11 protein-coding genes are annotated in these 11,630 nt (G+C 69.9%); 7 read left to right on the forward strand and 4 right to left on the reverse strand.

Annotated features, from left to right (window positions below):
* Positions 1–290: 290 nt before the first annotated feature.
* Entirely contained in the window at positions 291–716 is a 426-nt protein-coding gene (locus tag Sp245p_RS28275; RefSeq protein WP_014242273.1) for an OsmC family protein, read from the reverse strand.
* Between the two features lie 223 nt (positions 717–939).
* On the opposite strand from Sp245p_RS28275, the gene Sp245p_RS28280 reads away from it, so the two are divergent.
* From Sp245p_RS28280 to Sp245p_RS28305, 6 genes are read left to right on the forward strand one after another with little or no spacing between them, the layout of a single operon-like run.
* Positions 940–1,284, forward strand: a complete 345-nt coding sequence (locus Sp245p_RS28280; RefSeq protein ID WP_109139203.1) for an acyl carrier protein — start codon at positions 940–942, stop codon at positions 1,282–1,284.
* Positions 1,281–2,489: an acyl-CoA dehydrogenase family protein gene (locus Sp245p_RS28285; protein WP_014242275.1), complete on the forward strand. Its 1,209-nt coding sequence runs from the start codon at positions 1,281–1,283 to the stop codon at positions 2,487–2,489. The genes Sp245p_RS28280 and Sp245p_RS28285 overlap by 4 nt, the downstream gene beginning before the upstream one ends.
* Positions 2,490–2,506: 17 nt before the next feature.
* Positions 2,507–3,454: an amino acid--[acyl-carrier-protein] ligase gene (locus tag Sp245p_RS28290; RefSeq protein ID WP_082188272.1), complete on the forward strand. Its 948-nt coding sequence runs from the start codon at positions 2,507–2,509 to the stop codon at positions 3,452–3,454.
* A 20-nt stretch (positions 3,455–3,474) separates the two neighbouring features.
* Positions 3,475–4,377, forward strand: coding sequence for a DUF1839 family protein (locus Sp245p_RS28295; RefSeq protein WP_014242277.1), 903 nt, complete (start codon positions 3,475–3,477; stop codon positions 4,375–4,377).
* Positions 4,378–4,383: 6 nt separating this feature from the next.
* Complete coding sequence (locus Sp245p_RS28300; protein ID WP_165360011.1) at positions 4,384–6,825, forward strand: glycoside hydrolase family 2 protein; 2,442 nt, start codon at positions 4,384–4,386, stop codon at positions 6,823–6,825.
* A complete protein-coding gene (locus Sp245p_RS28305) occupies positions 6,822–8,639 on the forward strand; it encodes a serine aminopeptidase domain-containing protein (protein ID WP_109139116.1) in 1,818 nt (605 codons plus the stop codon). The genes Sp245p_RS28300 and Sp245p_RS28305 overlap by 4 nt, the downstream gene beginning before the upstream one ends.
* Here Sp245p_RS28305 and Sp245p_RS28310 read toward each other — a convergent pair.
* The 3 genes from Sp245p_RS28310 to Sp245p_RS28320 all read right to left on the reverse strand — a co-directional run bounded on the left by Sp245p_RS28310 (position 8,608) and on the right by Sp245p_RS28320 (position 10,467).
* Positions 8,608–9,291, reverse strand: coding sequence for a phage tail protein (locus tag Sp245p_RS28310; protein ID WP_014242281.1), 684 nt, complete (start codon positions 9,289–9,291; stop codon positions 8,608–8,610). The genes Sp245p_RS28305 and Sp245p_RS28310 overlap by 32 nt on opposite strands.
* 79 nt (positions 9,292–9,370) lie before the next feature.
* The gene (locus Sp245p_RS28315) at positions 9,371–9,691 is read right to left on the reverse strand and encodes a DUF6916 family protein (RefSeq protein ID WP_014242282.1); all 321 of its coding nucleotides are present in this window, start codon (positions 9,689–9,691) and stop codon (positions 9,371–9,373) included.
* 107 nt (positions 9,692–9,798) lie between these two features.
* Positions 9,799–10,467: a phage tail protein gene (locus Sp245p_RS28320; RefSeq protein ID WP_014242283.1), complete on the reverse strand. Its 669-nt coding sequence runs from the start codon at positions 10,465–10,467 to the stop codon at positions 9,799–9,801.
* 422 nt (positions 10,468–10,889) lie between these two features.
* Between Sp245p_RS28320 and Sp245p_RS28325 the strand changes: the two genes are divergently transcribed.
* Positions 10,890–11,459, forward strand: coding sequence for a GNAT family N-acetyltransferase (locus Sp245p_RS28325; protein ID WP_014242284.1), 570 nt, complete (start codon positions 10,890–10,892; stop codon positions 11,457–11,459).
* The last annotated feature ends 171 nt before the right edge of the window (positions 11,460–11,630 follow it).

An 11,630-nucleotide genomic window follows, 5' to 3' on the forward strand; every position in this document is an offset into this window, starting at 1 on the left:
GGCCATGAATTTATGGATACTTGCACAATGAACGGTGAAAGGGGGTCTTGTCCGTTGGGGGATGCGCAGGTTTAGCCAAACCGTGCGGAATGTTGACGTGTTCTCGATTAACGATTTCGAGAATGGGCTGATTTGAAAATGCAGAAAATTGTCAAAAGCCGTATTCACATCGGACCGCAGCCCCGTTTCGGCCGTGTCGATGCGGCAAATTACCACGTCGGAGGTTAATGGGCGAAGCGGTGCCGGCCCGGCAGCCGCTCCGTCCTTACGGGCCGCCGGGCCGGATGCGATCACGCAAGCCGGGCGTTCAGGGTGATCTCCGTGCCGGTCAGCGCCTTGGACACCGGGCAATTCTTCTTCGCACCCTCGGCCTGCTGCCGAAAGGTCTCGGCGTCGATGCCGGGAATCTCGGCCTCGCAGTCCAGTTCGATCTTCGTGATGGCGAATCCGTCGCCGGCCTTGTCGAGATGGACGCGGGCGGTGGTGTGCACGCGCGTCGGCGTGTGCCCGGCCTTCGACAGGCCGGCGGACAGCGCCATGGAGAAGCAGCCGGCGTGGGCGGCGGCGATCAGTTCCTCCGGGTTGGTGCCGGTGCCGTTCTCGAAGCGCGACGGGAAGGAGTAGGCGCCTTCGAACGCGCCGCTGCCCAGCCGCATCGTGCCGGACCCCTGGGCGAGGTTGCCGCGCCACTCCGCATCCGATTGCCGCACAGCCATGGTGATCTCCCGATCCTGTGATTGTTGGATGATCCGCCGCTCAAGTTAGAACCGACCGGAGCAACGGCAATCGCCACAGGAGTTAAGCAAGAGGAGCGTTTGGCACCCGAAAAGCACCCGGGGCATACGGAAAAGCAGAGGAAGGCGCAGAACAATTAAGGTTTTGTGGCGTTGTCCCGGCACAGGGAAAGCCAGAGGTTGAATGGGGGTAGGAGGAATGAGCATGCGCCAACCGGATTGGCAGATCGCGGCTGGAACGGCGCCACGGGGCGGCGATGCCCAGGCGGTCAGTGCCGCCGACATCCGGGCGCTTCTGGCCGACAGCGGCTGGTTGGCCACCGACGCTTCCGCCTTGTCCGACGAGGACGATCTCTACGCCGCCGGATTGACCTCCCATGGGTCGGTGAACCTGATGCTGGCGCTGGAGGAGCGCTACGGCGTCGAGTTCCCGGAACATCTGCTGCGCCGCCGCACCTTCGAGAGCATCGCGGCGATCCGGTCCGCGGTCGCCGGTCTGCTGGACGGCGCCCCGGGCGGGATGGAGGCCGGCGGGATGGGGGCCGGATGAAGGCGCCCGCGCCGGACAGCCTGCCCGCCATGGCCGCCGAGGCTGCCGCCGGAGCCGCGTCCGAGGCCGCCGCCATCGCTGGGCGCCATGCCGACAGCGTGGACCGCGAGGCGCGTTTTCCCGCCGAAGCCTTCGCCTCCCTGAAGGAGGCACGGCTGCTCGGCCTGATGGTGCCGCGGGCCTTCGGCGGCGGTGGCGGCGGTCTGACCGACGCCGCGGCGGTGGCCCACGCGCTCGCCCAGAAATGCCCGTCCACCGGGCTGATCTACGCCATGCACCAGATCCAGGTCGCCTGCCTCGTGCGCCATGGGCAGGGCAGCGACTGGCATCGCGGCTTCCTGAAGCGGTTGGCCGAAGAACAGCTTCTTCTCGCCTCCGCGACGACCGAAGCCGGGATCGGCGGTGACGTGCGCTCCAGCGCCTGCGCGGTGACCGGCACGGTGGAGGGCGAGACGGGCGGCGCCTTCCGGCTGGAAAAGCAAGCGACGGTCATCTCCTACGGGGCGGAAGCCGATGCGATCCTGGTGACGGCGCGGCGCACGGCGGATTCGCCGCCCTCCGACCAAGTCATCGTTCCGGTGCTGCGCGGGCAGACCCGGTTGGAGGAGATCGGCGGCTGGGACACGCTGGGCATGCGGGGCACCCGCAGCGTCGGCTACCGGCTGGTGGCGGAGGCGGAGCGGGCGCAGATCCTGCCGCTTCCCTACGCCGACATCTCCGCCCGCACCATGCTGCCGGTGACCCACATCCTGTGGAGCAGCGTCTGGCTGGGCATCGCGACGGACGCGGTGGCGCGGGCCGCCGCCTTCATCCGGGCGGAGGCGCGCAAGCGTCCCGGCACCCCGCCGGGGGCGCGGCGTCTCGCCGAGGCGACCGCCGGCCTTCAGGCCATGCGCGGCATGGTGCGCGGCGCGCTTGCCCGGTTCGAGGAGGCGGCGGACAATCCCGACCGCCTCACCTCCCTGGGCTTCGCGGTCGCCATGAACACGCTGAAGACCGAAGCGGCGGAGATGGTGGTGCGGATCGTGGGGCAGGCGATGCTGGCCGGCGGCCTGTCCGCCTACCGCAACGACAGCCCCCACAGCCTGGGCCGCCACCTGCGCGACGCCCATTCGGCGCCGCTGATGATCAACAACGACCGGATCCTGGGCAACACGGCGAACCTGCTGCTGGCGCACAGGGACAACGGTTCTCTCTTCGGCTGAGGCTTTCTCGGAACGGAATGCGGCGGATGGACATGCGGGCAGAGGGCACACCGGTGGAGAATGGGCAGGCGGCGTTCCGCGACGCGCTGATCGCGGCCGGGCTGCTGATCCCCACGGGGGTCGATGGGCTGTACGGCCGCAGCGGCGTCTTCGAGGACGTCGTGGAGCGCTTCAACGACCTGATCACCACCTGGGGCGGTGGCGATGGGGCGGACGTCATGCGCTTTCCCCCGGGGGTGGCCCGTCACCAGTTCGAACAGAGCGGCTATCTGAAGAGCTTTCCGCATCTGGCCGGAACCGTTCATGCCTTCAAGGGCGACGAGCGCGCCCATCAATCCCTGCTGCGCCGGCTGGAGGAGGGGGAGGAGTGGACCGACGCCCAGTTGGCGACCAACGTCGTCCTGACCCCCGCCGCCTGCTACCCCGTCTACCCCACCATCGCGGAGCGCGGGCCGCTGCCCGCTGACGGCGCGCTGGTCGACGTCTATTCCTACTGCTTCCGCCATGAACCGTCGCTAGACCCGGCGCGGATGCAGCTGTTCCGGATGCGCGAATATGTGTGCGTCGGCACGCCGGAGCAGGTGATGGAATTCCGGCAAAGCTGGGTGGAGCGGGGGCGGGCGCTGATGGAATCGCTGGCCCTGCCGGTCGCCGTCGATCTGGCGAACGACCCCTTCTTCGGGCGGGCCGGGCGGATGCTGGCGGCCAGCCAGCGCGACCAGGGCCTGAAATTCGAACTGCTGATCCCCATCGCGTCGGCGGAGCAGCCGACCGCCTGCCTCAGCTTCAACTACCACCAGGACCATTTCGGGCTGCTGTGGGATCTGCGGACCCCGGATGGCGCGGTCGCCCACACGGCCTGCGTCGGCTTCGGGATGGAGCGGGTGGCGCTGGCGCTGTTCCGCCATCACGGCTTCGACGTGAAGGCGTGGCCCGCCGCCGTGCGCGCCGTCCTTTGGGGCTGAGCGGGCAGGGGAGGCCGGGCATGGCGCATCCGCTCGACAGGCCGGACCGCGACTGGGCGGAGACCAACTGCTACACCGACCTGTGGCTCGGGCTGCTGCGGGCGCTGGGGATGGAGCCGATGGCCGCCCTGGCCTTCACCGTCGCGCAGGATTTCGAAGGCGACCAGTTCACCTTCTTCAAGGTGCCGCCGGAGGATCTGCGCCGCCTCTACGGTCTGGAGGTGCAGGAACTCGCCCTCTACGACCGGGTGGAGACCCACGCGGCGGTGCAGGTGGCGCGCGGCCGTCCCGTGCTGGTCGAGGTGGACGGCTATCATCTGCCGGACACACGGGGGACGTCGTATCGCGCGCAGCACGTCAAGACGACCATCGCGATCCTCGGCATGGACGCGGGCGCACGGCGGCTCGACTACATCCACAACGCCGGACGCTTCACGCTGGAAGGGGAGGACTACGACGGCCTGTTCGCCCCCGCCCCCCTGTTCCCCTATGTGGAGTTCGTGAAGCGCAGCGGCCCGGCCTTGGAGGGAGAGGCTTTGATGGACGCCTCGCGTGGGCTCCTGTCCCACCATCTGCGCCGTCGCCCGGCGGGCAACCCCATCGCCGCCTTCCGCGCCGCGCTGCCGGAGCAACTGGAGATACTGGCCGCCCGGCCCATGGACTATTTCCATCTCTACGCCTTCAACACGCTGCGGCAGGTGGGGGCGAATTTCGAGCTTCTCGGGATGCATGTCCGTTGGATCGGCGCGCCGGCGGACGCGGCGGAGGCCTGCGCCACCCTCTCCGCCACCGCCAAGGCGTTTCAGTTCCAGCTCGCACGCGGCGTGCACCGGCGGCGCTTCGGCGATTACGCGGAACCGCTTGAGGCGATGGAGCGAGCGTACGACCGCGCGCTCGGCGCGCTGACCCGCCGCTACGGGTGACGGACGATGGCGCGCCTTCACGCCGTGACCGGCCGCAGCGTGACGCCCCTGTCCGCAGGGTGGGAGCTGTGCGTGACCGAGCCGGGCGGAACGCCCGCGGGGGATTGGCTGCCCGCCCCGGTGCCCGGCACCGTCGCCCAGGCTCTGCGCGCGGCGGGGCTCTACCGGCTGGGCGAACCGCTTCCCCTCCACGACCGCGATGTCTGGTACCGGGTGACGCTGACCGGTGACGGGCCTTGCACCCTGCGCTTCCATGGCCTCGCCACCGTCGCGGAGGTCTGGCTGGATGGCAAGCGCATCCTGGCCAGCGACAGCATGTTCCAGCGCCACGACGTGCCCGTCACGCTGCGCGGGACGCACGCGCTGCGCATCGTCTTCCGCGCCCTGAACCCGGTGCTGAAGGCGCGGAAGGGGCGGGGCCGCTGGCCGGTCCGGCTGGCCAAGCCGGCGGGGCTGCGCGCGGTGAGGACCACGCTGCTGGGGCACATGCCCGGATGGTGCCCGCCCGTGCCGGCGGTCGGCCCCTGGCGCCCGGTGGAACTGATCACGGAGGACGGTCCGCTGCGCGTCCGCTCGGCGGACCTGCGCGCCACGCTGGAGGGGCGGGACGGCCGCCTGTCCCTGACGCTGGCGGCGGCCTGGAACGGGTCCGCTCCCCCGCCGGGCTGGCTTGAGGTGGGGGAGGCGCGGGCTCCGCTCCGCTGGACCGCGCCGGGGGAACTGCGCGGCGACCTCCGCCTGCCGGAAATCGAACCATGGTGGCCGCACAGCCACGGCAACCCGGCGCTCCACACCGTGCGCGCGGCGATCGGCGACGAGCGCATCGATCTCGGGCGCACCGGCTTCCGCCGCATCGAGCGCGAGCCCGGCGACGGCTTCTCCCTGCGCATCAACGGGGAGCGCATCTTCTGCCGCGGTGCCTGCTGGAGCAGTCCGGACATCGTCGCCCTGCCGGGGACGCGCGACGCCTACGCCCCCTGGCTGGAACTGGCGCGGCAGGCCGGCATGACCATGCTGCGGGTACCGGGCATCGCCGCCTACGAGGCCGATGCCTTTTTCGACCTGTGCGATGAGATGGGGATCCTCGTCTGGCAGGACTTCATGTTCGCCAATTTCGACTATCCGGCCGACGAGCCGTTCCTCGACGGCGCCCGACGGGAAGCGGCACAGTTCCTCGACCGTGTCCAGGCCTCGCCGTCGTTGGCCGTGCTGTGCGGCGGCAGCGAGACGGAGCAGCAGGCGGCCATGCTCGGCCTGCCGCGCGAGCGCTGGAGCCAACCGCTGTTCGACAGCGTCCTGCGGGACGAGGCGGAGCGGGGGAGGCCCGACGTGCCCTATGTCGCCAACTCCCCGACCGGCGGGCCGCTGCCCTTCGCCGCCGACGTGGGGGTGACCCATTATTACGGCGTCGGGGCCTATCTCCGCCCGCTGGAGGACGCGCGCCGGGCGAATGTCCGTTTCGCCTCCGAATGCCTCGCCTTCGCCAACATGCCGGCCGCCGGGGCGCTGCCCGGCGTGCCGGCGGTCCATGACCCGCGCTGGAAGGCGCGCGTGCCGCGGGACCCCGGCGCCCCGTGGGATTTCGAGGATGTGCGGGACCATTACCTGCGGACGCTGTACGGCGGCGATCCCATGGTCCTGCGCTACGAGGACCCCGACCGCTACGCGCGGCTGTCGCGCGCCGTGACGGCGGAGGTCATGGAGGCGGTCTTCGCGGAGTGGCGTCGGGTGGACTCTTCCTGCGCGGGTGGGCTGGTCTGGATGTTCCAGGACGTCTGGCCGGGGGCCGGCTGGGGCGTGGTCGATGCCGCGGGCGTGCCGAAGGCGGCGTGGCACGCTCTGCACCGCGCCTTCCGGCCGGTGCAGGTCCTGTTGACCGACGAGGGGGTGAACGGGCTGGCGATCCATCTGCTGAACGAGACGGCGGATCCGGTGGTGGCGGCGCTGACCCTGACCGCCCTGCGGCGGGGCGAGGTGCCGGTGCTGCGTGCCGAGCGGACGGTCACCCTGCCGCCGCGCAGCGCCCAGGTCATGCCGGCGGCGGCTCTGTCCGACCGTTTCGTCGATCTGACCGGTGCCTACCGTTTCGGCCCGCCCACCCACGACGCGGTGGTGGCGGCGCTCTCCGATGCGCGCTCCGGCGCTGCGGTGGCGGAGGCCTTTTATTTCCCGCAGGGCGGGCGGATGGAGCGCTCGGACGTGGGGCTGGACGCCCGCGTGGAGCGGACGGCGGAGGGTTGGCATCTGGTGCTGTCCAGCCGGCGCCTCGCCCGCTCCGTCCACATCGAAGACGACGGGTTCCGGGGGGAGGAGGAATGGTTTCATCTCCCGCCAGGGGTGGAGCGCCGGGTCAGGCTGATCGCGCGCCACCCCGGCGCTGCGGCGCCCGATGGTGACGTCCATGTATTGAACGGCCTGGACCCAACGCGCTACCGGGGGGCAGCATGACGCCCGATCCGTCCACACCCGTTTTGTTCGAGGGCTGCTTCGGGTGGCTGCACCCGGCCGGTGGGCGTCGCGGCGTCGTGCTGTGCGCGCCTTACGGTAGCGAGGCGTTGGCCACCCACCGGGCGTGGCGCCGCTTCGCCGAAAGCTTGGCCGCCGCCGGCTTGCCGGTACTGCGCTTCGACCATTCCGGGACAGGAGACAGCGTCGGCGAGGAGGACGATCCGGCCCGCCTGGAGGCGTGGCTCGGCGGCATCCGGGCGGCCGTCACCCATCTGCGCACGGTCACCGGGGTCGAGGAGGTGGCTCTGGTGGGCTTGCGGCTGGGCGCCCTGCTCGCCGCGGCGGCGGCGCGCGCGGCGGGAGCGGACGCGCTGGTTCTGCTGGCGCCTTTTCCCTCGGGCCGGATCTTCCTGCAGGAGTTGCGGGCGGTCGCCCTGCTCGCCGAACGGCCGGCGGACGCCCCGCCCGCGGTGGGGCCGGAGGGGATCGACAGCGCCGGTTTCCGCCTGACGCCGGAGACGGCGGAGGCTCTGCGGGCGCTCGACCTCGCGCGGATGACGGAAGCCCCGGCCCGGCGGGTGCTGATCCTCGACCGCCCGGAAGGCCGCGCCGCCGCTCTGGCGGAGCGGTTCCGTGCGCTGGGGGCCGATGTCGAGGAGGCGTCCTTTCCCGACCACGCGCGGCTGATCACCAGCGTGCAGCACGCGGCCTTCGACTGCTCGGCCTTCGCGCGGGCGGCGGCCTGGCTGGCGCAGGGCATGGCGCCGGCCAAGCCGGGCCGAACGGTGGAAGCGCCCTTTCCCCGTCTGCGGCTTCCCGGCGCCGTGGAGCGCCCGCTCCGCTTCGGTCCTGGAGCCGGTCTGTTCGGCATCCTCTGCGAACCCGCGACCGTCGCGGTCACCGGGTCGCCCGCCGTGCTGCTGCTGAACAGCGGCGCCACGCCACACAGCGGCACCGGGCGCATGTCGGTGCGGCTGGCCCGCCGGTTGGCGGCGCGGGGGATCGCCTCACTGCGCATGGACCTGGGCGGGTTGGGGGACAGCGCGTCGAAGCCGGGGCGCCGCGACGGGCTGATCTATTGCCGCGACATGGTGGAGGACGCGCAGGCCGGGTTGGACGCGCTGGCGGCGGCGGGGCATGGCGCCGCCGTGGCCGTGGGGCTGTGCGCCGGGGCGGCGGTGGCGCTGCACGTCGCGCTGGCCGACCCGCGCGTGGTCGGGCTGGCGCTGGTCAATCCGGGCCGTTTCGTGCTGGGGGACGGGGTGACGCAGGAGGAAGCGATCGGCAGCGCGGTGAAACCGACCGCGGCCTATCTTCCCCGCTTGACCGAGCCGGCGGTGTGGCGGGCCATCCTTCGCCAGGACCGCAAAGCGTCGCGCGTCGCGCGCGGCCTGTCGGAGCGCGCGGCCCGCCGCCTGCGCATCGGGGCCGGGCGGCTGCGCGCCGGGCTGACGGGGCGGGGCTACGCGCGGGACGACGTGCTCCACGCCTTCCAGGCGCTGTCCGAGCGTGGCGTCCGCACGCTGATGGTGCACAGCGCGGGGGACGTGACCCTGGGGGAACTGGAGGCGCAGGCCGGAACGGACGGCGGGCGGCTGCGCCGGATGGGCGGGCTGTGGATGGAGCGCCTCGCCGGGGCCGATCACAGCCTGATGGAGCGCGCCGCGCGGGAGCGCTTCGCCGATCTGCTGGATGACCTGCTGGACCGCATCGGCACAGGAGCGACGGGCACCGTGCGCGGGAAGGGCCCCGGCCCACCGGAAGGGACCGGGGCTCTCCGCGTCAATCACGCGACGGGAAATAGCCCAGCATGAAGATAAAGAAGAACAGCGACTGGTAAGGCTGCAGGTTGTTGAAGGGGGTCGGGCCGGCGACGCCGCCCCCCGCGCTCACGGCGATGCTGGCGCCCGTGGGACCCCCGCTGACCGTGCCCTGGGTGGAGAGCGCGCCGGTCAGCGAGCTTCCGCTGGGCGGCGTCGGCAGGCTCGAGGCTGGGATGTAGGGCCCGTTGAGGGTCACGTCGGTGCTCGGATCGATGAACTGTCCGCCCAGCACCACCGGGTTGCCGGACGGGCTGTTGCTGTTGCCGACGGCAGGGTTCAGCGGGACCGAGACCGTCGCGTTGAACGGCACGCTGCCGCCCACGCTGCCGCCCTGGAAGGCCGCGCTGTGGGTGTGCACCGGCAGGTTGGCGCCGCTGACCGTCGTGTACTGCGTGCCACCCGAATTGCCGGGGTTGAGCGTGCTGCTGGTGTAGGGGCTGATCCCCGGCCCCACCATCACGCGGCCGCGCAGGTCGGGCAGGACGAACGTCGAGGCGCCCGGCGTGCCGCCGAAGGCGCCGGCCGTGACCGCCCACAAGGCTTGGTACTGCTGGGAATTGACGGTCTGTCCCAGACATTGCTGGGTGTTCACCGGGGCGAAGTTGCCGGCGAATGGAAAGATGGTGCCAATGTAGAAGTCCATGGCGAGATCTCCGGTGGATTCGATGCGCTGGGGCGGACGGTGTGCGGTGATGCCGCGAAAGGGAGCGTGGCGGCCGGACTCAGTTCAGGATCAGTTCGAAACAGCCCCGGTCGTGGGCGCGAGGGATGACGCGCACGATGTAGAACGGACCCATCAGTCCCATCGTCGGATGGTCGATCTGGTAATTGCCGTTCCACAGCTGGCTGGGGCCGTAAGTTTCGAACAGAGCCGAGAAGGACGTGCGCTTCGCCCAGCGCGGCGTGCATTCCGGACGCGCCGTCAGCTTCGTCAACTCGACGTCCGTGATCACGGACCCGTCTTCCGGGGCCAGGAAACGGAACGTCTGGCCGAGATGCGGGGCGAACATCTCGTGGGACAGGGTGGCGATGTCGATGGTCATCTCAAAGGTCCGGGCTCAAGTTCTGAAGATCCGGCTGTCGTTTCGGGCATAGGAAGCCGACGCGCCGCATCCGTCCATCCGCTGTTCGACGATCAAAGGGGCCTTGATCAGTCGCGCATCGGGTAGATGCCGCTGGTGACGATCAGCATGGTCAGCGCCAGATAAGGCTGCATGTTGTTCAGCGCCGTCGGGCTGGAGACGCCGCCACCGGCCGAAACGCTCACCGTGCCCGTCAGCCCGCCCATCGTGACGGTGCCGGAGGCCGAACCGATCAGCGCCGAGCCGCTCGAGGCGGTGCCGGAGCTGTAGGGGCCGTCCATGGTGATGCCGATGCCGGGATCGTTGAGCTGGAACGCGCCGAGATAGTTGTTGCCGCCCGCCGGGGTGGCGCTGGAGCCGACGCTGGTGCTCACGGGGATGGCCGCGGCGGCGGTGACGGTCGCGTTGGTGCTGCTGCCCGACGGCGTGAAGGATGCGGCGTGGGTGTGCAGGGGCAGGTTCTGGGCGGTGATGAGATTGTTTGCGGCGCCGCCGTTGTTCCCCGGATTGAGCGTCTGATTGTTCAGGTAGGGGCTGGTGCCCGAACCGACCATGACGCGGCCGCGCAGATCCGGCAGATTGAAGTTGGTGGTGCCGTTTCCGCCGTACATCGCCCCCGTGATGGCGAACAGGGCCTGGTTCTGGCTGACCTGCATCTGCTGGCCCAAACACTGGGCGGTGAACTGCGGAGCGTAGGCGCCGGCGAACGGAATGACCAGACCGAGGTAAACTTCCATGGTGAAACCTCCTGTGTATGAAACCGGTTGCGGCGGCCTGTGGCCAGCGTCCCCCTAAGGACGCGCCACTCCGCCGAATGTGATAGAAAGCATACCGGTATATTCTCCTGAACGGCTAGTGCCTGAGCAACAGACGATACAAAAAGTTACTTTTTTCGATTGTTGTCTTTGCATTACAATCTTGTGGTTGCATATTTGTGTATGTGCCCGGCCGCAGCCGGATCGTGGGCGATGCGTCCGCTCGGTCGCCGGCGGTGTCGGGTCGTCCGCAGTTATGGCCGCCCCGCACCGGAGCCGCGCAGAAGTGGACGACTCGAACGGCACCCGCCGCCATGCATGGTTCGCAGCGGCGATTCTTGCGTCGGGTCCGCATCTTCGGCTATTCAGGGCGCACGCTTGTGCTACCGGAAGGGGTGTGGCCGATGGCCGTTCTGAATGGGTCGCTGCCGCTGCTCGGCGGGTTGACGGTGCGGTTTCCCCGCCCATCGGACGACGACTTCCTGATGGGCCTGTTCATGGACGCGCGCCCCTGGCTGGCCAAGGCGCATCACGACCGCGACTTCATCCGGACGCTCTACGAACAGCAGTACGGCGCGCGGCGGATGGGGCAGGAGAGCCGGTATCCGGAACACCTGGATTTCGTCGTCGAGAAGACGGGCCAGCCGGTGGGGCGGATCGTCATGGATCTGGGGCGCTATGACTGGCGCGTGTCGGAGGTGGAGATCCATCGTCTGGCCCGCGGCAAGGGCATCGGCACCGATCTCCTGCGCAGCTTCCAGGGGACCGCGGCGCAGATGCGCATCCCGATCACCTTGTCGGTGGCCGAGGTGGATACGCGCGTTCATTGGTTCTATCACCGGTTGGGCTTCGATCTTCTGGCGAAGACGTCGCCGTCCCTTGAGCTGATCTGGCTGCCGCCGGGTCATCCGGGAATTCAGCACTTGCCGCCGCAGATTCTGCCGGCCCAGATGCAGCAGGGCGGCGCGTCCTGACGCTGGTTTCTCGGGGACGCGACCGGGCGTTCCACTTCCTCCGAGGCGGGTACCGGCACGGTCACGGCTTTCCCAACCTGTGACATCGGTGCGCGGTGTTTCGCACGCAAATGTTTGATCCTGCCACGTCGTGCGCTCGCCAGGGGCAAAATGGAGGCGTGAAAAGCATAC

This window comes from Azospirillum baldaniorum (assembly GCF_003119195.2).
GTDB lineage: Bacteria > Pseudomonadota > Alphaproteobacteria > Azospirillales > Azospirillaceae > Azospirillum > Azospirillum baldaniorum.